The sequence below is a fragment of the Sorangium sp. So ce131 genome, from assembly GCF_051519095.1.
Classification (GTDB): Bacteria; Myxococcota_A; Polyangia; order Polyangiales; family Polyangiaceae; genus Sorangium.
In genome coordinates this window covers 11,388,752-11,411,495 of record NZ_CP150455.1, presented here as the reverse complement: position 1 = coordinate 11,411,495, position 22,744 = coordinate 11,388,752, and the positions used below count along the sequence as shown (strand labels likewise).

General features: G+C 72.8%; 16 protein-coding genes. 9 read left to right on the top strand and 7 right to left on the bottom strand.

The window, feature by feature from the left end; genetic code table 11:
- Positions 1 to 43 precede the first annotated feature (43 nt).
- Positions 44 to 1,597: a PGRS family protein gene (locus tag WMF43_RS41415; RefSeq protein WP_437673408.1), complete on the top strand. Its 1,554-nt coding sequence runs from the start codon at positions 44 to 46 to the stop codon at positions 1,595 to 1,597.
- A 21-nt stretch (positions 1,598 to 1,618) separates the two neighbouring features.
- Here WMF43_RS41415 and WMF43_RS41410 read toward each other — a convergent pair whose 3' ends face one another.
- From WMF43_RS41410 to WMF43_RS41390, 5 genes are all read right to left on the bottom strand, one after another.
- Complete coding sequence (locus tag WMF43_RS41410; RefSeq protein WP_437673407.1) at positions 1,619 to 3,475, bottom strand: hypothetical protein; 1,857 nt, start codon at positions 3,473 to 3,475, stop codon at positions 1,619 to 1,621.
- Positions 3,476 to 3,725: 250 nt separating this feature from the next.
- Positions 3,726 to 4,253, bottom strand: a complete 528-nt coding sequence (locus WMF43_RS41405; RefSeq protein ID WP_437673406.1) for a hypothetical protein — start codon at positions 4,251 to 4,253, stop codon at positions 3,726 to 3,728.
- Positions 4,254 to 4,822: 569 nt separating this feature from the next.
- On the bottom strand, positions 4,823 to 5,980 hold the full coding sequence (locus WMF43_RS41400) for a zinc-dependent alcohol dehydrogenase (protein ID WP_437673405.1): 1,158 nt from the start codon (positions 5,978 to 5,980) through the stop codon (positions 4,823 to 4,825).
- A 115-nt stretch (positions 5,981 to 6,095) separates the two neighbouring features.
- Entirely contained in the window at positions 6,096 to 7,022 is a 927-nt protein-coding gene (locus tag WMF43_RS41395) for a hypothetical protein (protein ID WP_437673404.1), read from the bottom strand.
- A gap of 366 nt (positions 7,023 to 7,388) precedes the next feature.
- On the bottom strand, positions 7,389 to 11,423 hold the full coding sequence (locus WMF43_RS41390; protein ID WP_437673403.1) for a protein kinase domain-containing protein: 4,035 nt from the start codon (positions 11,421 to 11,423) through the stop codon (positions 7,389 to 7,391).
- Positions 11,424 to 11,523: 100 nt separating this feature from the next.
- Here WMF43_RS41390 and WMF43_RS41385 point away from each other — a divergent pair, with 100 nt between their 5' ends.
- Positions 11,524 to 13,041, top strand: a complete 1,518-nt coding sequence (locus WMF43_RS41385) for a serine/threonine-protein kinase (protein ID WP_437673402.1) — start codon at positions 11,524 to 11,526, stop codon at positions 13,039 to 13,041.
- A 56-nt stretch (positions 13,042 to 13,097) separates the two neighbouring features.
- Here the strand turns inward: WMF43_RS41385 and WMF43_RS41380 are convergent, their stop codons facing one another.
- Positions 13,098 to 13,880 carry a hypothetical protein gene (locus WMF43_RS41380; protein WP_437673401.1) on the bottom strand — a complete coding sequence of 261 codons (783 nt, stop codon included), beginning with the start codon at positions 13,878 to 13,880 and terminating at the stop codon, positions 13,098 to 13,100.
- Between the two features lie 507 nt (positions 13,881 to 14,387).
- On the opposite strand from WMF43_RS41380, the gene WMF43_RS41375 reads away from it, so the two are divergent.
- The 7 genes from WMF43_RS41375 to WMF43_RS41345 all read left to right on the top strand — a co-directional run bounded on the left by WMF43_RS41375 (position 14,388) and on the right by WMF43_RS41345 (position 20,175).
- Positions 14,388 to 14,801: a hypothetical protein gene (locus WMF43_RS41375; RefSeq protein ID WP_437673400.1), complete on the top strand. Its 414-nt coding sequence runs from the start codon at positions 14,388 to 14,390 to the stop codon at positions 14,799 to 14,801.
- A 355-nt stretch (positions 14,802 to 15,156) separates the two neighbouring features.
- On the top strand, positions 15,157 to 15,915 hold the full coding sequence (locus WMF43_RS41370) for a DNA methyltransferase (RefSeq protein ID WP_437684197.1): 759 nt from the start codon (positions 15,157 to 15,159) through the stop codon (positions 15,913 to 15,915).
- Positions 15,916 to 15,959: 44 nt separating this feature from the next.
- Positions 15,960 to 16,919, top strand: a complete 960-nt coding sequence (locus WMF43_RS41365) for a gluconeogenesis factor YvcK family protein (RefSeq protein WP_437673399.1) — start codon at positions 15,960 to 15,962, stop codon at positions 16,917 to 16,919.
- Between the two features lie 171 nt (positions 16,920 to 17,090).
- Positions 17,091 to 17,873, top strand: a complete 783-nt coding sequence (locus tag WMF43_RS41360; protein ID WP_437673398.1) for a TetR/AcrR family transcriptional regulator — start codon at positions 17,091 to 17,093, stop codon at positions 17,871 to 17,873.
- A gap of 11 nt (positions 17,874 to 17,884) precedes the next feature.
- Entirely contained in the window at positions 17,885 to 18,619 is a 735-nt protein-coding gene (locus WMF43_RS41355) for an ABC transporter ATP-binding protein (protein WP_437673397.1), read from the top strand.
- Complete coding sequence (locus WMF43_RS41350; protein WP_437673396.1) at positions 18,616 to 19,383, top strand: hypothetical protein; 768 nt, start codon at positions 18,616 to 18,618, stop codon at positions 19,381 to 19,383. Before WMF43_RS41355 ends, WMF43_RS41350 begins: the two co-directional genes overlap by 4 nt.
- A 3-nt stretch (positions 19,384 to 19,386) precedes the next feature.
- On the top strand, positions 19,387 to 20,175 hold the full coding sequence (locus tag WMF43_RS41345) for a hypothetical protein (protein ID WP_437673395.1): 789 nt from the start codon (positions 19,387 to 19,389) through the stop codon (positions 20,173 to 20,175).
- Between the two features lie 90 nt (positions 20,176 to 20,265).
- Here WMF43_RS41345 and WMF43_RS41340 read toward each other — a convergent pair whose 3' ends face one another.
- Complete coding sequence (locus tag WMF43_RS41340) at positions 20,266 to 22,158, bottom strand: APC family permease (protein ID WP_437684195.1); 1,893 nt, start codon at positions 22,156 to 22,158, stop codon at positions 20,266 to 20,268.
- Positions 22,159 to 22,744: the final 586 nt, after the last annotated feature.

Here is a 22,744-nt window from a genome sequence, read left to right as displayed (position 1 = left end):
AGAACTCCTTACAACTCCTTCTCTTGGCGGTGGAGGTTTCGCGATGCGTCGATCTCATTGGGCGTCCGGTTGTGTCACGATCCTGTCGCTCGCGGTTGGATTGCAGGCGATCGGCTGCTTTCCGCTGGATTATACCGAGGAGGACGCCTCTTCGTCGGCCGGCGGGGGCGGCGGGGGCGGCCAGCCTCCTGAGCCGAGCTGCGTCCCTGGCCCCCAGGAGGGGCCGGACGCGTCGTGCGGCGTCTTCGTCAGCAGCGCGGCGGCGGAGGGGGACGGCACGAAGGACAAGCCCTTCACCACGCTGGGCGCCGCCGTCAGCGCAGCGGCCTCGCGCAGCCCGGGCGCGCGCAACATCTATGTCTGCGTCGGCGATCTCACGGAGAAGGTCCAGCTCGCGTCGAACGGCGTCCACATCTATGGCAGCCTCGATTGCGATCAGGGGTGGCGCATCGCGGACGAGGGCAAGCGAACGACGCTGAGCGCCGAGGCTGACCAGATCCCGCTCACGATCGTGGGCGGCAGCGGCGCGGCATTGACCCACATCGAGGACCTGGATGTCCGCGCGCAGCCTGCGACGCAGTCGGGCGGGTCGTCGATCGCCGTGGTGGCCGACAGCGCCAAGGTCGAGTTCATCCGGTGCAACCTGGAGGCCAGCGACGCGAAGCAGGGCGCGACGATCGACAACTTCACAGCGGATGCCATGGTGGGCATCTCGGGCGGCAGCGGGGATGATGCCTGCCTGAAGGCCCCCGGCGCCGGAGGAGAGACGGAGCCTCTCCGCTGCGGCACGGACCTGGTGACGGAGGGGGGGGCCGGCGGGCAAGGGGGTGTCAACAGCGCCGGCGCGGGCAGCGCTGGCACGCCCGCGGGCGCCAGCAACACGGGCGGGGCTCCCCAGCCGAGCGCGGGCGCCTGCGGCCCCGGCGGCTCGGGAGCTCCGGGGCAAGAGGGCTTGCCCGGTGAGGGGGCGAAGAGCCGTGGCCAGATCTCGAGGACCGGATACACGGGCGCGAACGGCAAGAGCGGGGCGCCCGGGAGCCCTGGCGAAGGAGGAGGCGGCGGCGGCGGCTCCAGGGGGGGGACCGGAGTGAGCCGGTGCGCGGGCCTGCCGGCTGCCGGCGGCGCTGGCGGCGGGGCAGGGGGCACCGGCGGATGCGGCGGGCTGGGGGGGAGCGGCGGCAAGGCGGGGGGCTCCAGCATTGCGGTCATCAGCCTCGCCTCGGAGCTCCATTTCGATCAGGTGACGCTGATTGCCGGCAAGGGCGGCAACGGAAGCGCTGGGCAGTACGGGCAGAGCGGAGGCACGGGCGGCCTAGGCGGCAAAGGCGGCAGCGTCCCCGAGGAGGCGCCTGCGAATACGGATCTGAAGCCGGGTTGCAACGGCGGCGACGGCGGCAAGGGCGGTGACGGCGGCGATGGCGGCGGCGGCGCTGGTGGGCATTCGATCGCGATTGCGTACCGTGGGGCGCTGACGCCGCCCGCCGAGGGGCAGGGCTACACGGCCCAGACGAGCGCGCCCGGCGAGGGCGGTCCGGGCGCCGGCGCTGCGGCTGGCGCGACGGGCCAGCGCGGCGTCCTGGTCAGCTTCGACGAGTGACGTGCGGCGGGCGGGCGGGGCTCACCGGGGCTGGAAGTAGCGCCCCACCTGCTCGCGGTACTCTTCCGGGATATCGCTGCGCTCGACGCCGCCGATCTCCTGGGGACCCACGACGCCGAGCGCGCCTTCGCCTTGTAAATTGGCGGTCTCTCCGGCGCGCCCCGCGGTCCGACCCATCACGATTCCCGGCATCGGTTTGCCCTGGTTGAGCCGCGCGCCGGCGCGCGAGCGGAGCTCGCCGCCGGCGACGGCGCCGGTCTGCCCTTCGTGGCTCCCGGGCCCGCCTCCTTGCGTGCGCCCTCCCTGGCCGGCCCCCTCCTTGCCGGCGCCGCCCGCCGCCGCGCCTTGGGACCCGCTCTGGCCGTCCGCGCCGCTGCTCGGCCCGGCGCCGCCCGGCGTGCCCGCGATGGGCACCGGGGGCGCCGTCCCCCCGAGCTGCCCCTCGGCCTCGCCCGCCCCGCGCTGCGCGTCGTCGAGCGCGCGCTGGCGCTCCGATTCCTCGCTGCTCGGGCCTCCCTCCTGCGCCATCCGGCGCAGCTGCTCCTCGAGCTGCCGCCGGCCTTCGGGGGTCTCGAGCTGCCGCGCGAGATCCCGGAGCTGCTCCGCCGAGGCCGCCCCGGGGGCGCCGCCCTGGGCCTGCGCCATCCGTTGCTTCAGCTGATCCGTGAGCCGCTTGCGCTCCTCGGGGCTCAGCTTCTCGAGCGCTTTCTCGAGGGCGTCGGCGAGCCGCCGCGCGTCGTCGCCGCTCCCGGTCCGGCCGAGGTCGCCGAGCGCGTCCCGCCCTTCCTCGCCGAGCGCCTCGCCGAGCGCCTCGGCGAGCTCTTTCAGCCTGTCGGCGTCGCCCCCGCGCTGCTCGAGCAGCCTCCGTTGCTCCTCGAGCGCCTTCGCCACGCCGGGCGCGCCGGCCCGCTTCGCGGCCTCGGCGGCCTCCTCGAGCGTCTGTCTGGCCCGGCTGCGCGCGTCCTTTTCGAGCTTGTTCGCGAGCCGCTCCATCTCTTCGTCGAACGCCACGAGGTCGCGATCGCCGAGCGCCTTGGCCGCCCGCTTCAGATCCGGGTTCTCGCCGAGCTTGCCGAGCGCCGACTCCATGCCGTGGCGCTGCTCGCCCTCGCCGAGCGACAGCCGCTCGGCCGTGATCGCGTCGTGCAGCCTGCCGATCTCGGCCTGCGCCTCGCGCCGCTCGACGCCGCTCCGCAGCTTCTCCCGGAGCTTCTTCGCGTCCTCGGCGAGCTGCTTCAGCCGCTCGCGCTGCGCCGCGTCCCGCGCGCCGACGTCGGCCAGCTGGATCACCCGTTCCAGCCCGCTCGCCTCGGCGAGGCGCACCAGCTCGGCGCCGGGAGGCGGCGCCGCTGCGGCGGGCGCAGGCGGCAGCGGGAGCCAGCTGAGGTACCCGATCGCCGCGGCCGCGACGGGCGCTCCGGCGTGCCATGGGCGCCACATCGGCGCGCGCACCTGCTTCGCGGTCGCCGCGCGGAGGGCTGCGGTGGCGTGCGCGAGCACCACGTCGCGCGCCGCCTTCGTACCCCCCGGGGGCGCCCCGTCTTGGGCGGCCTCGGCCGAGGCGAGCTCCACGGCGGTGGCGATCGACTCCTCGGAGCCGAGCTTGCCGTCGAGGAACAGGGCGACGTCCGGGTCCGACCACCTTCGCCGCCGCGCCGCCGCAGCGCCCGCCGCTGCGCCGACGAGGCCAAAGCCGGCCATCCAGGGGCGCAGCGCGCCGTTCCCCGACTGCCATGCCGCCGCTGCGCCTGCCGCGCCGAGCGCCATTCCGACGGCGGCCCCGGTGAGGACCCTCTCCAGGGCGAGCCGCCGCCGGACGCGCCGAGACCAGAGGGCGAACGCGGCGCTGAAGCTCCGCAGGGCAGGCACATCCACCATCGATCGATGTGTACCCGCTAGCGGATGCGGCGGCCACCGGGGACCCTCTGGTGGTGGATGTAGCGGTCAGCGCCGCCTCGCGGCGACTCTCCGCCGCGCTGGGCGACTCTCCGCCGCGCTGGTGGACCAGGGCACGCCTGCCCGGAGGGGTCCCGCGGTGGGCGCCACCTCCCGCGCCGCGCGCCGCGCGCCGCAGCCGGCCCGGCCGAGGTTCCCGGGTCGCGCCGTGGGCGAGAGCTCCCGCTCGCGTTCAGTCGTCTCCCGGCAAGAGGCACCCTCTCGCGTAGAACGCCGCGCGCTCGACGCGCGCTGAAACAACGTCCTGGTCACTCCCCAGCTGGCTCAGATCGCACTCGGCGAAAGAAAACTCACACTCGTGCGGCGCCTGCTGCGACGTCCGGAGCGTGGCCGGACAAGAGGCTTGGAAAAGCGTGTCGCCGACGTACAGTCGCAGGTCCACGTTCGCAGCTTCGTCGCCCTCGCCATCGCCCTCGCTGGTGAGCAGGTGGAGATCGAGGTAGTAGAAGCCTTTTCTGTCCCTGGAGCGGTCGGCCAGCTCCAGGTTGATTTCGCCGTTGATCACCGAGCAGTCGACGTACCAGGCATCGTCGAATTTGGAGACAAGCTGCTTGCCGCCATCGCCCGTCTCGAGCACCAGCTCCTCCCCGTCCATGATCACGATCGCCTTGCCGCGGGCCTCAGGAATTCCCGTATGCGTAGAGCACCCGAGCGGCGACAGGGACAGCACGAGGCCTTGGGTGAGGAGGGTTCGGCGCATGGGAGTTCTCCGGCAGCATGACGGGCGGGAGCATCGCACGAGGTCGACCACCATGAACACGCGCAAGGCGGTTGATCCATGTGTCGTCCCAGATGTCAACTGGAAACGAGGACCTCGGGGGCAGGACCAGACCGACGTTGCCTCAGGGACGTGCTCAGGGAGCAGGCCGAGTTGCCTCGGGCCGTGGACCTGGGCTTTGACAGAGCTTGGAGCGCGGCCCCTGGCCGAGGTTGCGGAGGCGGGCAAGGCGGCCTGCGAGAGATTCGATCATGGCGCCCTTCGGGTATGCGCCTCCCGCGACCTGCTCACGCGCCTGCGAATCGTCGTTGCGCGCAATAGAAAACATTCTATCGCGCTCTTTGCGTCGTTGTCCTCGCGCTGCGGAGCCAGAGCGCCGAGCGTGGTCAACTCGACCCGTGGGTCGACCCCTGAGGCGCGCCCCCTGACACGAGCCGCGGCGGTGGAGGACATCTCCTGTGTGCTCGCGAGCCCGGCGGCCGCTGGGCCATCCCGATAGCTCCCGTGGAACGTCCGCCGCCACAGCAGCAGCAGCAGCAGGAATCAACCCCTCACGGCTTGAGCACGACCTTCACGCACCCGTCCTTCTTCGCATTGAAGATCTCGTACCCCCGAGGCGCCTCGGTGAGCGGCAGCCGATGCGTGATGACATCGTCTGCGCGGAGCTTGCCTTCCTTGATCCAGCCCAGCAGCTTGTCCACGTGTTTGTGGACCGGGGCCTGGCCGAAACGCACGGCGACCCCCTTATCGAAGAGCTGCCCGAGCGGGAAGTTGTCGAAGGGCATCCCGTACACGCCGACGACGCTGACCACCCCGCCCCGCCGCACCGCGCTCACCGCCAGCTTGAACGCGACGAACGAGCCGATCTGGCCGTGAACCATGTTGGAGATCTTCTCGAGCGGCGTCCGGTGCGCCTCCATCCCCACGGCGTCGATGCACACGTCCGCGCCGCGGCCGTTCGTCGCCGCGCGGATGAACTCGTGCGCGACGCCTGAATCCACGTTGACGGTCTCGGCCGAGGCGATCTGGCGCGCCTTCTCCAGCCGGTACTCCTCCCGGTCGACCCCGATGACGCGCGCGGCGCCGCGGAGCCACGCGCATTTCATCGCCATGACGCCCACCGGGCCGCAGCCGATGACGGCCACCGTCTCCCCGCCCCGCAGGCCAGCCCAGTCGACGGCCGTGTAGCCGGTGGGGAGGATGTCCGTCAGGAACAGGACCTGCTCGTCGGTCAGGTCGGCGTCGACCTTACGCGGCCCTACATCCGCGTAGGGGACGCGAACGTACTCTGCCTGGCCCCCCGCGTAGCCGCCGTAAAGATCGGTATACCCGAAGAGCCCACCGCCCTTCGAGCTGATGACGTTGCCCTCCGGGCCGTAGTATCCGGGGTTCGAACGCTCGCAGTGGACGGGCAGGTCCCGCTCGCAGAAGTAACATCCCCCGCACGCGACGGCGAAGGGCACGATCACCCGGTCCCCCGGGCGGAGCTTCCTCACCTCGCTCCCCACCTCCTCGACGACGCCCATGAACTCATGGCCGAGCACGAGCGGCTTCGACTGCGGGAAGAGACCGTTGTAGATATGCAGATCCGAGCCGCAGATCGCGGTGCTCGTCACCCGTACGATCGCGTCGGTCGGCCGCTCCAGGACCGGGCTGGCGACGGTGTCCACGCTGACATGCTTCGGGCCGTGAAATACCAGAGCCTTCATTCGCCCTCCTCGCCTTCATGCGGTGAGACCGGGCGACATGTCTGCAACGCGCATGCCCCTTGCTGCGCTCGTTGACGCAGCAGGGGCATGCGCCGCGGGGCCGGCAGCCGGCGCCTCAGGGGAGCAGCGGCGTGCAGAGCGGATAGAAGGCCGAGAAATCAGGCCGGCCGAGGAAGACCGTGACGACCTCGTTGTAGGGGGTCTCCTTGGCCTTGCGCGCCGTGAGGCTCGCCGGCGCCTCGCATTGCGAATAGCCCTCGAGGGAGACGTTCTTGCACACGCTGGCGCCCGACGACATGAGGTCGCGACACGGGCCCAGGAACTTGATGCCGCAGTCCGCCTTCGACGCGCAGGTCCGCTCCGGGGCGAAGGCCCCCTCGCTGCCGGCGCATGACAGCTGGAGCAGGGCGCCGCCGCACGAGTACATCCGCGCGCCGATGTCGCCGAGCTCGTCGCGCCGGTCGATCGGCTGAAACACGTTGCCGAAGAAGGAGACCTCCTCTTCCTGGTAAGCGCTCCGCTCCACGGAGTCCGTCGCCAGCGCGGGGTGACGGCCGCGCAGCGAGATGGCCACCTCGACCCCGTACCCGTTCACGTGCGCGAGCAGGCACGCCGACACCCAGCGCTGCGACTTCTCGGCGAGCGGCCCGCGCATCCACTCGGGCGCGAGGCCGATCAGCCCGTTGAACCTGTAGGTGGTCTCGCCCACCGTGGCCACGAGCGACACGCCCTCGGCGAGCGCGCAGCGGACGGTGTACCGGAGCAGCTCGCGGCCGTCCTCGCTCTCGAGCAGCTCCGTGGCCGCCATGCGGAGGCCGTCGGTCGAGAGCCGGTTCATCGAGAGGCCGTTCATCGACATACGGTTCATCGACAGGCGATTCATCGACATGCGGTTGGTCGAGAGCACCGCCTCTTCCGACGTGCCGACCGTCTCCTCCTCCGGCGTGCCGGTCTCCTCGGAGGTCGGATCGGCGCTGTAAGCGCAGCCGATCAAGGCAAGGCAGGGGATCGCAAGAGCAGCCCGGAGCGCGCTGAAGTCCATGGGTCGCCTCTCTGTTCGAGTGCTTGGGGGTTTCCGGGAATTACTGCAACCGTCGGGCCACCCCTGACCGAGACGGACACCAGCGCACTGACGCGCAGCGCGCGGGCGCCGAGGCGCAGCGCGCGGGCGCCGAGGCGCACCTCCCGCGGAGATGTTCAGGCCGACCAAATCACCCGGGTCGCGGCGCGATGAGGCGAAATGTCTCAGGTCGCGAAGCGGGCGAGCCGGCCCGTGATCCATTGTGAAAATCGCCCGAAAATTCTCGCTCGGAGACGCGATGGTAACGCGCGGCGATTGCGGCACGCTCCCGCCACGCTGAGGCGATTTGCAACAGGCGCCCTGCCCCCCACGCCGGCGCAGATCGCATCACTCCGGCTCCGGGGGCGCGCAAGGGGGCGCACCGCCGGCCGGCTCGCCCGGCGACGGCAGGAGCGCCGCGAGCGCCCCGAAGCGCGGTTGCCACATCCGGCACCCGGCGAGCGCGGGCCGCGCCCTGCCGAGCGCCGCGCTCGCCTCGGCGTGGCGGCCGGCGGAGGCGGCCACGCGCGCGCGGAAGTAGAGCACCTCGAGCAGCTCCTCCACGGGCACGGTGCGCTCCGCGAGCTCCGTGAGCGCCTCCCAGCCGTTCTCCTCGGCGCCCTCGGCGGGCGCGCCGCGGATCCCCCCCGCGGCGAGCACGAGCTTCAGCATCCGGAACAGCGCGTAGATCGTGGGGCTCGACGGGTCCGGCCTGCACCGCTCGTCGATCCAGGCGACGAGGCGCGCCGCCTCGCCGAGATCGCCGCGCGCCGCCTGGATGCGGGCGATGAGCAGCGCGTCGAGCAGCGCGTCGTCGGGGGCGTCGCGCCCGCCGAAGCGCTCCGCGAGCACGAGCGAGCGGCGCGCCAGCGCGAGCGCCTCGTCCGCGCGCCCGCACCAGTGGAGCAGCTCCGCGAGGTTGTGCGTGGCGACGTGCTCGGGGCCCGGGTTGCCGATCTCGCGCGCGAGCTCGACGGCGCGGCTCAGATCCTCGAGCCCGCGCTCGGGCGCGCTCAGCGCGGCCCACAGGTAGGCGCGGTTCGCGTACGCCGAGCAGAGGTGCAGCCGGTCCCTCATCTCCTTGGACAGCGCGATCACCTCGCAGAAGCGCGCCTCCGCGTCGCCGAGCCGGCCCGAGATCACGAGCGCGCTCGACAGGAGCAGCAGGGCGATCACCCGCGTCTCCCGGTCGCCGTCCGCCGCCGCCCCGGCCGAGGCCCGCTCGAGCAGCCCGATCGCCTCGGCCACCTGCTGCTGCCGCCAGCGCGAGCGGCCGAGCGCCATGAGCAGGCGGTTCTCGAGCCGCGCGTCGCCGAGGCGCTCGATCAACACGCGCGCCTCGTCCGCGCGCCGCGCCGACCTGGCGAAGTCCGTCGCGTGATCGAGCGCCGTCGCCTCCTCGAGCAGGAGCTCGGCGGCGAGCCGGTCGTCGCCGAGCTCGCGCGAGAGCCCGCGCGCGAGCTCGAGGTCGGCGAGCGCCTCGGGGATCCGGTGCAGGCTGTAACGCGCCTTGGCGCGGCCCGCGAGCGCGAGCGCGCGCGGCCGCGCGGCCGCCTCGTCGAGCAGCGCGAGGGCCGCCGTGTACCGCTGGTCCGCCTCGACGTTGTCGTGGCTCGCCGTCGCCCGGTCGCCGAGCGAGAGGTGCGCCGCGGCCGCCTGCGCGCGCTCGCCGCACGCCGCCGCGTGCCGCGCCAGGTGCTCGAGGCCGCGCCGGTCCGGGGCGGCGGGATCCACGCGCCGCCGCCACCACGCGAACGCGTGCGCGTGGATCGTCTGGCGCTGCGCGGGCGCGAGCCCGTCGTAGACCGCGTCCCGGAACGTCGCGTTCTCGAACGCGTAGATCCCGCGCTCGGACCGCACGAGCAGGCCCAGCGACGAGAGCGCGCCGAGGCCCACCCCCGCGTCGATCGGCGTGCTCGCGCCGCCGGCCTGCTCGATCGCGTCCTGGATCTCCTCGACCTCCTCCCGCGTGAAGTCGGGGCCGAGCACGGAGCAGAGCCGCACGCACGCCGCGAGCTCGGGCGAGAGCGCGTCGAGCCGGCGCGCGGCGAGCCACTGCCACACGGGCAGCGGCGGGAGCTGGTCGAGCGCGGCGGTCGCGACGTAGAACGTCCCCGTCGGGCGCTGCTGGACGGCGCCCGTGCGCTTCAGCGCGCGGACGAGCTCCGTCAGGGAGGCCGGGTTGTGCCCGGCCCAGCCCGCGAGCTGCCGCAGCGCGGCCTCGGGCGGGTACTCCGCCGGCCGGAGCAGCTCGGCGGCGAGCCGCATCGCGTCCTGCTCCGAGAGCCGCCCGAGCACGGCGCGGTCGTGCCGCTCCGCGCGCGCGCCCCAGCCCCGGCGCATGTCCTCGAACCTCGGGTGCGCCGCCACGAGCACCCAGAGCGCGCAGCCCGGCGCGTCCAGCGTCGCGTACTCGAGCGCGTCGAGCGCCGCGTCGTCGGCCCAGTGCGCGTCGTCGAGGATGACCGCCACCGGCGCCTCGCGCGCGCGGCGCCGGAGCCCCCCGGCGATCGCCCGCATCGTGCTCTGCCGCAGCGACCACGGCGACGCGAGGAGCTCCTCCGCCGGCGTCCACCCGAGCGCCGCGGCCACCGCCCGCCACGTCTCCTCGGCGAGCTCCTCGCCGAGCCTCGCCGCGCAGAACGCCCGCGGATCCTCGGGCGGGGCGCCCGGGGTCGCGTCGAGCGCGCGGGCGAGGAGCTCGATCGACGCGCGCTCGCCCGCGAGCGGCTGCGCCGCGCGCACCGCGATGAGCTGGGCCCGCCCCTGCATGCGCCGCACGAGCGCGGCCGCCTCGTCCGCGAGGCGCGACTTGCCGAGGCCGCCCTCGGCGATGAGCGTGAACAGGCCGGGGCACGCGCCGGACATGCTCGCGTCCATGCTCGCCGCGAGCGCGCCGAGCACCTCGCCCCGGCCGACGAGCGGCGCGCCGCGCGCCGCGCGCAGCGGGTCGCTGAGCGCGGGGGGCGCGGCGGCGAGGCGGTAGAACGCCCGGCCGGCCGAGCGCGAGAGCGCCGGATCGCGCGTCGCGCTGCGCAGCTCGCCCTCGGGCAGGGCGCGCACGAGGTCCACGGTGAGCACCACGCCGCCCCAGCCGTCCGGGGGCATCCAGGCGTCCGGCTGCTCGACCGGCGAGCCGTAGACCGCGGGCGGGCCCTGCTCCTTGCGGCGCACGATCAGCCCCGCGAGGTGCAGCGCCGCGCGCCCTGCGTACCGCTCCTCGACCTCGCGGGCGACGGCGATCGCGGCGCTCACGGGGTCGTCCGCGTCGACGCCCGAGAACACGCACACGAGCCGGCTCCCGCGCTGCCGCGCCACGAAGCCCTTGCGCGCGGCCACCGCGCTCATCACGCCGGCGGACGCGCCCTTGGCCTCGGCCACGAGCACGATCGCGGGCTGGCGGCCCTCGGTGAGCAGCGCGCCGCGCGGGGGCGACGCGTGCGGCGCGGGCGGCGCGTCGCTCGGGCACGCCCGCGCGAGGGCGCCCCGGAGCGCGGCGACGTCCGGCGGGCGGCGCTCGGGCTCCTTGGCGAGGCAGGCGAGCGCGAGCCGCTCCAGCTCCTCGGGCACGGCCGCGAACTCGCGGGGGCGCGGCGGCCGGAGCGCGAGGTGGCCGTGCTCGACCGCGCTCCGGTCGCCGCAGAACGGCAGCCGCAGCGTCAGCAGCTCGTAGAGGATCACGCCGAACGCGTAGATGTCCGTGCGCTCGTCCTGCACCGGGTCGCCGCGGAGCTGCTCGGGGGCCATGTACTCGGGGGTGCCGACGACCGTGCCCCGGGGCGTGAGGCCCTCCTCCTCCGGCGTCCGCGCGTGCTTCGTCAGCCCGAAGTCGAGGAGCACGACGCGCCGCTCCCCCTCGGTGATCAGCAGGTTCTCGGGCTTCAGATCGCGGTGGATCACGCTCTTCGCGTGCGCCGCGGCGAGCGCCTCGAGGATGGCCGCGCCCGTCGCCACGACGTCGGCCGCGCTCGGCGGCGCCTCGAGCTCCGCGAGCAGCTCGGCGAGCGTCCTGCCGCGGACGAGCTCCATCGCGATGTAGGGCCGGCCGTCGCCGAGCGTCCCGCTCTCGTGGAGCCGGGGCACGTGGGGCGGGCCCACCTGCGCGAGCGCCTCCGCGTCGCGCCGGAACCGCTCCGTCGTGAGGGGGCTCGTCCACCGCGCCACCTTGAGCGCGACGGCGCCTTCGCCCGCCGCCCGGGCCGCCTCCCACACCGTCGCGAAGCCGCCCGCGCCGACGAGCCGCACCGGCGTCAGCCCGGGCAGGGAGGGCGGGGCCGGCTCCTCGGCCACGTCGAGCGTGCGGCTCGGCGGCGGGAGCCACGCGTCGCGCGGGCAGGGCGTCGTGCCGGTGACGCGGCGATGGCAGACCGGACAGCGGGGCAAACTGCCTCCTTCCCTCGGAGCTTACTCGCTCGCGTCCCAGGTCGTGCGCAAGGTTTCGACCGGGGCATGTCGATGGTACGGAATGTGCTTATGTTTTGGCGTGGTGTGGCAAGAGACCATCCGTTCCGTGGTGCCGGCGCAGGAGGCTGCGATCCCGCGAGCTTTGTCGGATGGGAGCGCCACGTTGCGCACGGAGTGCGACGGCGGGGCAGGGCCGTTCCTCGATCCTGACGCCTGCGGCGCGCCGGCCTCGTCGGGCCGCGTGGTGACGTTACCTCCCGGCAGCCAGGTGGGCGGCTACCTCGTGCAGGAGAGCATCGCCCACGGCAGCTTCGGCGTCGTTTACCGGGCGGTGCACGCGGAGAGCGGCCGGAGCGCGGCGGTCAAGGTGCTCCACCCGGAGCTCGCGTTCACCCGCGAGGCGGTCGTGCGCTTCGAGCGCGAGATCCAGGCGATCCGGCGGATCGATCATCCCAATGTGATCCGCATCCTCGATTGCGGCGAGATTGACGGGGGCAGCCCGTTCTTCGCGATGGATCTGCTGAGCGGGGAGGATCTCCAGTCGTACATCCTCTCTCATGGCAGGCTGTCCGCGGAGGAGGCGCTCGAGATCCTGGAGCCTGTCTGCGAGGCGCTGTCGGCGGTCCACAAGAGCGCCATCGTCCACCGCGATCTCAAGGCGTCCAACGTGTTCATCGCCGACGAGGGCGCGTCTCGGCGCGTGGTCCTCCTCGATTTCGGCGTGGCCAAGGTGCTCGACGACGCGGGGCCGGGCATCACGGCGCCGACTCACCTGCTCGGCACGCCGGCGTGCATGGCGCCGGAGCAGATCAAGGGCCAGCAGGCGGACGCGCGCACGGACGTGTATGCCCTCGGCGCGCTCGCCTATTACATGCTGACGGGCAAGCTCCCGTTCTTCGACTCCATGCTCGCGACGCTCCTGCACATGCACCTCTGGGTGCTCCCGCCGAGCCCGAGCCGCGAGGCCCCCGTGAGCCCCGAGCTCGACGAGGTGGTGCTCCGCGCGATGGCGAAGGATCCCGCCGCGCGGCACCAGACCGCGGCGGAGTTCCTCGAGGGGTTCCGCGCCGCCGTGACGTCGGAGCGGCGGAGCGTGCTGCCGGTGTCCGGGCGACCGGAGGAGCGCCGGATGGCCGCGATCCACGTCGAGGTGTACGCGGACTGCGGCGCGATGGAGGACCCGGACGACGCCCTGCTCACCGACATGGATGAGGTCCTGCCGCTCGCGTCGCGCCTCATGGCGGCGAAGGGCTTCGGGGTGGCGCTCCGGACCGGCAACACCCTGCTGCTCGTCAAGGAGCTCGCCGGCCCGGAGCGCTCGGACGGGGCGTCGCGCCGGGCGGTCGTGTCCGCCGCGCTGGCGCTCGACGGCGCGCTCGGCGAGCGGCGGGGCCGCGACGCGCGGGTGCACGTGAGCCTCTGCGCGCACGTGGGCCGGGCCCTCTTGCGATCGTCGGAGGTGGTCGGAGGAGAGCTGATGGATGTCGAGGCGTGGGTGCCGGAGGCCAAGCGGCCCGGCGTCGCCGCCACGGCGGCGATGCTGGACGGCCTCGATCTCGAGGCCGAGCCGCTGGAGCTCGCGCGCGTGGCGCGCTGAGGCGCCGAGGCACCACGCCAGGCACGGGGCGGCGGCGAGGGGAGCGGAGAGCCCGGCTATTCCGGCAGCGGCAGCTCGGCGTAGGGCGTCGTGACCCGGCCGATGGCGATGGGACGCACGTAGCTCGGGTAATACGTCGCGCTCGCCTGCGGGCTCCACGTATGTCCGACGATCTCTCCGCTGCTGTTCGTGTAGAAGCGCATCAGGCCCTTCCCGACGCCCGGGTGCCATGTCCCGTCCGGGTTGCGCCGGCTGTCGGTCATGCCGTGGCCCGTGTTGCTCGAGTCGACGATGGCGATCTCGTACTGGGTCGTCCCCGAGACGTACGGATAGCTGGCCACGCGCGACCGCGCGGGCCCCATCGCGATCGCCACGTGGCCCGACGCCGCGCTCCCCGCCGGGTATTTGATGGCGATGACGTCGCCCGCCTCGATCTCGTCGATGTACGAGACCTGCACGAAGCCGAACTGCTCGACGATCCTGTCGTGGTACTGGATCGCGTTGGGGCTCGTGCTGCCGAACCAGGCGCTGATGTTGTAGGAGGTCAGCCCGTAGGTCTGCTTGAGGACGTTCGTGACGAACGTCGAACAGAAGGTGCGGCTTTTGTACTCGCTGGATCCTGCGACGCCGGCCCAGAAAACATAACTCGGGGAGCTCCCGTATTCGTTGTTCTCGGGCGCGACGTGGTCGGCGAGGGTGTTCGCCCAGTAGGTGAGGTTGGGCGCCGCTGCAGTTTGAGCCTGGGCTGCGCGCGGCGCGAGCGCGCAGAGCCCCGCCAGGATGACGGCCGGGAGCGTGTAGACGACGGAACGTGAGCTCCTGCGCTTCAATGCATTCATGTTTCCTCCGCGTGGGGGTCGAGAAATCCAGGGGGATAGGCACACGCTGGGCACACCACGGCGCCGGCGCTCTCGCGCGCACCGCGAGGCGCGCCGACCAAAGCGAAGAAGAACTCCGATCGTCCCACCATACGCCCATGGCTCGGTCCGCGTAAATGCCGTCGTGATGGCGGCGCACGAGGTCGGCGCGATTCTGTCCAGCCGCAGTGCGGCTCTTCGTTGCGCCTTGGTTCCCCCTCGTTCCCCCTCGTCCCTCATTTATCCTCATTCGTCCTCATTCGTCCTCATTCATCCCCCTGTTCCTCCTTATTGCTCCTTATTCCCTATTGCTCCCTCTATTCCGCAGGGTCTCTCGCTCTTGGCGACTTCGGATTACGTCTTCATAGGACCGCGCCGCAGCACACCGCGAGCGCGCGCCCTTGGTCTGCGGCGGCCGCCGGCGCCGCAGGCGAGGTGGGCTGCGGGCCGTCGTCGACGGTGGATGCGGCCGTGTGGTACGGTCGTCGAATGTCGGAAGAACGCGGTCGACAGAAGCTCCAGGCCCTCTCGAAGGCGCTTCAGGAGAAGATCGCCCCGTCCGGATCGGCGCTGCTGAACCGTCAGGGGCTGAAGATGATCGAGCGGCTCGCCCGCGATCTCACCGGCGAGAACGCGATGCCTGGTCTCCGGGTCTGGCGCGACAGCGCCGGCAAGTTCCGCCTGCAGCGCCCCCCGCGCAACGCCGAGATCGCGGTCGAGTGGCAGCGCGACATCGGCGCGATGGTGATGACGGCGGAGAAGCACGGTCAGCCCCGCACGACGGTGCGTTACGTGTACGACCCGGCGGAAGACCACTTCCGGCGGATGGAGGGCGAGGGCGAGCTCTATGACGACCTCGCGGACGCCCTGGTCGAGCACCTCTACCCCGAGGGCAAGGGCTGACGCCCGCGCTCGCCGGCGGCCGCCGGGCCGCCCCACGCCGCCGCAAAAACCGCCGATTTGTTGACAGATCCGCCCGGTTCGATTGGATGGCCGCGTGCACCCCTCCGCGAAGCGCCTGTCGATCGACCACCAGCCCGTCCTGAAGCTCGGGGACGCGCTGGATCATTACGCCACCTGGCCGAGGCCCACGGTGATCGTCTCCGACGGCGCTTATGGCGTCTCCGGGTTCCCCGGCGACCCCCCGACGCACGAGGGCCTCGCCGCGTGGTACGCGCCCCACGTCGCGGCCTGGTCGGAGCGCGCCCTGCCGTCGGCCACGCTCTGGTTCTGGGGGACGGAGATCGGCTGGGCGACCGTGCACCCGCTGCTCGACCAGCATGGATGGGAGTACCGGAGCTGCCATGTCTGGGACAAGGGGATCGCCCACGTCGCGGGCAACGCGAACACGCGGACGCTGCGCAAATTCCCGGTCGTGAGCGAGGTGTGCGTGCAGTACGTGCGCAGGGTCCTGCTCGAGAGCGAGGGCTCGCGGCTGACGCTCAAGGCCTGGCTCCGGCGCGAGTGGGAGCGCTCCGGCCTCCCGCTCTGCCAGACCAACGAGGCGTGCGGCGTGAAGAACGCCGCCACGCGGAAGTACTTCACGCGCTGTCACCTCTGGTATTACCCCCCGGCCTCGGCGTTCGAGCGGCTCGTCGCCTTCGCCAACACGCACGGCCGCCCCGAGGGGCGACCCTACTTCTCGGTCGACGGCAAGCGCCCGCTGACCGGCGACGAATGGTCGCGCCTGCGGGCGAAGTTCCATTGCGAGATCGGGGTGACCAACGTCTGGCACGAGCCGGCGGTCCGGGGGCCCGAGCGCTTCAAGGAGGAGACCCGGTCGGTGCACGGCAACCAGAAGCCGCTCAAGCTCCTCGACCGCATCATCCGCGCCTCGTCCGATCCCGGCGACGTCGTGTGGGAGCCGTTCGGCGGGCTCTGCTCGGTCGCGGTGGCGGCCTTCGCCGCGGGGCGGCGCTGCTACAGCGCCGAGATCGCGCCCGCCTACCACGCGGTCGCCTCGAGCCGCCTCGCGAAGTGCGCGCCGCGCCCCCGGGTCGAGATCTCGGCGGCGTGACGGCCGGTGTCGGCGCCGCGCCGCCGCGTGATACCCTCGCCCCGATGGCGACGCCGAAGATCGTGACCGTGGGAGGGGGGACGGGCCATTACACGCTCCTCACGGGCCTGCGGGACCTGAGCGCCCGGATCACCGCGATCGTGACCATGATGGACTCGGGCGGGAGCTCCGGCAGGCTCCGGGACGAATACGGCCTCCTGCCTCCCGGCGATTTCACGCGTTGCCTCGTCGCCCTCTCCTCGCACCCGGACGCGCTGAAGGAGCTGCTCGGCCACCGCTTCCGCTCGGGGAGCCTCGGCGGGCATACCCTGCGCAACCTGATCTTCACCGCGGTGCAGGAGATCACCGGCTCGCTCCCGCTCACCGTCGAGCGCCTGCACGAGATCTTCTCCGTCGAGAACCGCGTCCTCCCGGTCACGATGGATCACGTCGATCTCGTCATGCACCTCGAGAACGACCGGACCATCCGCGGGGAGGCGTCCATTGACAACCTCTCCGACATGCTCGATGCGCCCGTGCTCTCGGTCTATCTCGACCCCGAGGCCCACGCGTACCCGGCGGCGCTCGACGCGATCGCCGACGCCGATCTCATCATCCTCGGCCCGGGCGATCTCTACACGAGCCTCGTGCCGAACCTCCTCGTCAAAGGGGTCCGCGAGGCGATCGCGGCGAGCCGCGCCCGGGCGCTGTACGTGTGCAACCTGATGACGAAGCCCAACGAGACCCCGGGCTACACGGTCGAGGACTTCGTGGGGACCATGGCGATGTACCTCGGCGAGGCCCGGCTCGACGCCGTGCTCTACAACGACGTATGGCCGTCCGCGAGCCTCCTGGAGTACGCCTCGGCCGGCTCGGAGCCGGTCGTGACCTCGCCGGACAGGCGGCTCAGATCCGACCTCCTCGTCCCGGCCGATCTGCTGTTCGGCGGGAAGCTCATCCGCCACGACCCCCACAAGCTCTCTGCGGCGATCGTCGAGCTTGCCCGGGAGCGGTCGTGGTGGTGAACGCCTGAGGGCGAGCGCGCCCGCGCCATTGCCGCCACCGCCGCGCTCGGGCGCAACGGCGCTCCGGCCGGGGCATATGTCCGGAGCCGCCGCGCCCCGGGCACGGAAGCGGCGCCGGGCGATGCTGTCGGTCGAGTTGACTGGAATGACTGAACGAGTCATTTTGGTTCTGTGAGCAGCGACCCGCCGTCCTCCGGCCACCGCGTCGTCGCGCCGCGCGATCCGACGCGCCGCCGGCGGATCCTCGACGCCGCCAAGCGGCATTTCACGGAGCGCGGCTTCAAGGGCACGCGGCTCGACGCGATCGCGGCCGAGGTCGGCTGCGCGAAGGGGGCGCTCTACCTCGAGTTCGAGAGCAAGGAGATCCTGCTGCGCGAGGTGGTCGCCGAGCTCTTCGGCATGATCCGCTCCCGCTACGAGGCCGAGGTCGCCAGGCTCGAGTCTCCCCTCGAGCGCCTCAAGGCGACGCTGCGCTTCGTTTACCGGCTCATGGGGGAGGAGCCCCTCTTCGAGCGCCTGCTCCGCGACGATCCCGAGCTCCGCGCGCTCCGCCCGCCCGAGGAGGCCGCGACGGAGCAGCGCGCCGCGCGCGCCGAGGTCGACAGCCTGCTCCGGTGGGTCGACGAGGGCGTCGCGCGCGGCGAGATCCGCGCCGACATCGATCGGGACGCGGTGCCCTTCGTCCTGTCGGCGCTCCGCTTCGTCCCGCTGCACCTCCGCCTCGCGACCGCGGGCATGTTCCCCGGCGAACGGGCGCTCGACGCCATCGTCGACATCTTCGCCGCCGGCCTCGCCGCGCGCGCCGCCCCGGGCGCGCCGCGCCCCGTGCCCGCCGCCCCGATCGAGCGCGCGGCCGCGCAGCAGGAGCCGCAGGGGCAGACGCCACGGCAGCAGAAACCACGGCAGCAGAAACCACGGCAGCAGAAACCACGGCAGCAGAAGCCGCAGACGTGAGGAGGTGATCCGTGACAGCGATCGACGTGAGAGGCCTCTCCAAGCGGTTCGGGGCGGTCGAGGCGGCCTCCGACATCCGCTTCACCGTGGAGCCCGGCGAGATCTTCGGGCTCATGGGCCACAACGGCGCCGGCAAGACCACCCTCCTGCGCATGCTCCTCGGCCTGACGCGGCCCACGGCCGGCAGCGCCCGCGTGCTCGGGCACGACGTCGCGGCCGACACGCTCGCGGTGCGCCGCGCCGCGGGCTTCCTCCCCGCGAGCTACGCGCTGCCGCCCGACATGACGGCGCGCCAGTTCCTCGAGTACGTCGCCGCGATGTTCTCGCTGCCGCGGGCCGACGCGCGCGCCCGCGTCGAGGCGCTCCTCGGCCGGTTCGACCTCACCGCCGCCGCCGATCGCAAGCTCCGCGGCTTCTCCACGGGGATGACCCAGAAGGTCGGGCTCGCGCAGGCGCTCGTGAACGACCCCCGGGTCCTGTTCCTCGACGAGCCCACCTCCGGCCTGGATCCGCTCGGCCGCCACGAGCTGCTCGAGCTGCTCCGCGAGCTCGCGCGCGAGCGCGGCGTCACGATCCTCTTCTCGTCGCACATCCTCTCCGACGTCGAGACCCTGTGCCGCCGCGTCGCCGTGCTGCACCGCGGCCGGCTCGTCGCGTGCGACGAGATCGCGGCGCTCCGGCGGGCGCACGGCGCCGCCACCATGGACGAGCTCTACCTCGCGCTCGTGCGCCGGGAGGCCGCGTGATCCGCTTCGCCTTCCTCGACTACCTCGCCGCGCTCCGGGAGCGGAAGATCTGGCTCGTCGCCGCCCTGTTCGCCTACGCCGTGCTCGGCGTGCCCGTCTTGCTCGCCCGCCCGCCCGCGCACGTGACCGAGGCGATGACGGCCTGGTTCGGCGCGCAGGACCGCTTCGCCCTCTTCCTCTATCTCTGGATCGACCTGTCCATGAACAAGGTCATCGCGATCGTCTCCGTCGTGCTCGCCGGGGGGATCGTCGTGCGCGAGCGCGACACCGGCGTGCTCCCGGTGCTCGCGGCCAAGCCGATCTCGCTCCCCCGGTACTTCGTCGTCCGGGCGGTCTCCGCGTGCGCGGTGATGGCCACGCTCTACGTGGCCGCGCACCTCGTCGGCGCCGTCTACTTCGCGTGGCGCGTCGAGGGGTTCCGCCCCGGCGTGTTCCTCGCCGCGATGTCCCTCCACCTCTTCGCGGCGATCTTCGCCACGGCCCTGTCGGCCGCGATCGCCGTCTGGGTCGGCCGCCGCGGGCTCGGCGTCCTGGTGGCGCTCCTCGCGCTCTCCACGCTCGTGGGCACGGCGCTGCTCGGCTTCTACAACCCCGCCTGGCGCCGCGCCTCCCTCGTGAACCCCATCGCGCTCGGCGCCGAGGCGCTCGCGCACCTCGACGCGCTCCGCCCCGAGCACCTCCTCGTGCCCATGTTCACCCTGAGCGCCCTCACGGCGCTCGCGATCGCCGCCGGCGCCCTCGCGGTCCGGCGCATGGAGGGTTGACCCGTGAACGAAGCCTCGCTCCGCGACTACCGCCTCCTGGAGGCCCGCCACGCCCCGCGCCGCGCCCCGCTCGTCGCCACGGCCGCCGGCGTCGCGATCATCGCCGGGACCCACCTGCTCGTGCCGCGGATGCCGCGGCCTGCGCTCGCGATCCTGGAGCGCGGCTTCCGGCTCGACGACATGGGCGCCGTCCTCCTGGCGAACGACCACCTCGCGGTGTCGTTCATCGCCTTCTTCGTCGGCGTCTCCGGCGTGCTCGGCGCGGTGGTCGGCCCCCGCGAGGAGCGCCAGCTCGGCCTCCTCCTCAGCAAGCCCGTGCCCGCCGCCGCCTTCCTCGCGGCGCGCGTCTGGCCGGTCTTCGCGGCGGCCGTGCTCGCCGGCGTCGTCCTTTCGCTCGCGTGCGGGCTCGCCGTCGCCCCCCACGCCGGCGGCGGCGCGAGCGTCACCGTCGCCGGCGCCGTCGGCGCGGGCCTCGCCCTGACGGCGATCGCCCTGGTCCAGCTCGCGCTCCTGACCCCGATCTTCGTCCGCGTCGCCGACGCCTTCCACGCCCTGCTCATCGCCTTCGTGGTCTGGTTCGTCCCGCTCCTGCCGACCGCCGTCTTCCTCTACCGCCCCGACCTCTTCGAGGGCCGCGAGACCCTGGCCTCGCTCACGGTCATGACGAGCCTGATCTGGAACGACCGCACGCTCGCCTGGCTCGGACCGCTCGCCCTCCTCGCCGCGCTCGCGCTCGCCGTTCCCTCCGTCCGCCTCGCCGGCGCCCTGCTCGAGCGCACCGACCGGACCTGACGGCTCGCCGCCGCTGAACGCTCGATCGCGTCTGAACGCCCGACGCCGCGCCCCTGGGCACGCGGACCCCGTTGGCCCCGGGGACGAGGATCAAGCCGCCTTGGGCGCGTCGTGCAGGTAGAACGGCGTGTTGACGATCACGACGCCCTTCCCACCGCGGAAGAGCAGGAGCCACTTGAGGATCGTGGCCGTGTGGTTGTGCAGCAGGTAATGGTACCAGCGCGACTCCACCACCTCGGGCACGACGACCGCGACCTTCCGATCCGGGTGGGCGCGGGCGACGGTGGCGACGAAGCGGAGCAGCGGCCGGAAGAGCCGCCGGTACCTGGACCGGACCACCACCAGCCGCGGCGGCGTGAGCCCCTTCTGCTTCGCGGGCTCCTCCACGAGCGCGGGCCACTCGCGGCTCAGGTCCTCGACGCGCGGATCGTCGAGCAGCACCTGGAGCGCGTACACGTCGGGCGAGAGCTGGAGGGCGAAGCGGAGCCCGTTCTGCGTCACGAGATCCCACCGCCGGACGGGGACCACCACGAGCGGCGGCGGGGGCGGGCTGAGGTCGAGCGGCTCGTGGGTGCGGACCTCCGCGTCGAGGCGGTCGTAGTGCCGCCGCACGCCGCGGAAGGTGAGGAAGGCCGTGAGCACGAGCAGGGACGAGATCCACGCCCCCTCGGTGAACTTCGAGACGATGATGACGACCAGCGTGGCGGCCGTGGCCGTCGCGCCGGTGGCGTTGATCGCGAGGTGGAGCCCGGAGCGTTTCCCGCCGACCCTGCGCCAGTGCGCGACCATCCCCGACTGCGACATGGTGAAGGCGAGGAAGGCGCCCACCGCGAAGAGCGGGATGAGGGAGTCGGTGATCCCCTGGAACGCGACGAGCAGGATCGCCGAGAGCCCGGCGAGCACGCCGATGCCGTAGGAGAAGGCGAGGCGCCTGCCGCGGTGGATGAAGGGCTCGGGCAGGAAGCGATCGATCGCGAGGAGCTGGCAGAGGCGGGGGAAGTCGGCGAAGCTGGTGTTCGCGGAGAGCAGGAGCACCGCCACCACGGCGGACAGGGTTGCGTAGTAGAACGGGCCGCGCCCCACGACCGCGCTCACCACCTGCGAGAGGATGCTCTCATAACCGGTCTGGCCCGGCTCGGTGGCCGTGATGCCATAGGACCGCGTGAGCAGGGCGATCCCGGCGAGCAGGACGCCGAGGGAGCCGACGATGTACGAGAGCGTCCGGCGCGCCTGCAGGCTGCTCGGCTTGCGAAAGGCAGGGACGCCGTTGCTCACCGCCTCCACGCCCGTCATCGCGGTGCACCCGCTCGCGAACGCGTGGCAGAGCAACCACAAGCTCGCTGTCCCGAGCGAGGCTTCGGCGTGGCCCGAGGGCGGCGCGACCACGGGCGTCGGGTGCCCTCCCTGGAGGAGCGTCTTGCCGATGCCGATCGCGATCACCGCGAAGAGGCAGCCGAGGAACGCGTACGTGGGCGCCATGAACACGAGGCCCGCGGTGCGCAGCCCGCGCAGGTTGGCCGCGGTGAGCAGGATGAGGACGGCGAGGCAGAGGCCCAGCGTGTGGGGCAGGAGCGAGGGCACCGCGGAGACGAGCGCGCCCACCCCCGCGGAGACCGCGACCGCGACGTTGAGCACGTAGTCGATGAGCAGCGCCGCCGCCGCGATGAGGCCCGCGGTGGTGCCGAGGTTCTCCTTGGCCACGATGTACGAGCCGCCGCCGTTCGGGTACGCGACGATCGTCTGGCGGTACGAGACGTAGACGATCGTGAGCAGCGCGATGACCAGGGCGCTGAGCGGCACGATGTAGCGGAGGCCGAGCGCGCCGAGGGGAATGAGCACGGTGAGCGCGGCCTCGGGGCCGTACGACGCGGAAGCGAGCGCGTCGAGCCCGAGGACCGGGACCCCGGAGAACGGGCCTATCTGTTCCTTCTCTTCTTCATCCGAAGCCAGCCGTCGACCAAACAGGAGCGCCGTGAGAGACATGGGCACGCGGGGATGAGCAACGCGTATGCCGAGGTGAGCTCCTCGCGCGCATTCGACGCATTGGTCGCGGGGGGCGCGGCTTGCCGCGCGTGGATCAAATTGCGGGCCGGGAGCGCTCCGCAACGCGGAGGCGAAGCTGGAACGCGGAGGCGAAGCTGGTCGAGCACGCGCGCCGCCTCGCGCGAGCGGCCGGCACCAGCCGAGCCGAGGATCCTTGCGCGGTCCCCGCGGCGAGGCGATCGCGCCCAGGGCTCGCTCGAGCCTGCGGAGCCCCATCGACTCCGAGGGAAGATGCACGTGCCGCGCTCGCGGCCTCGAGGAGCCGTCCACGGGAGCGGCACAGGACGGCCCGCGCCTGCGTCGCGCTGTGGACGCCCTCCTCCTGGCCCAGGTGGCCTGCTCCCGGCTCCCGTCGTTCTCGCCAGCTCCGTCCGCTACCCCGGCCAGCCATCGCAGAGGTCTGTTCCAGCACCTGCGCCAGCGGCGGGCCAGCTCCGGCCGACCGTGACCTGCTCCAGCGGCGGGCCAGCTCCGGCCGACCGTGCCCTCGCCCGGTCTGCCCTCTTCGGCGCCGGGCTCGCGGCTC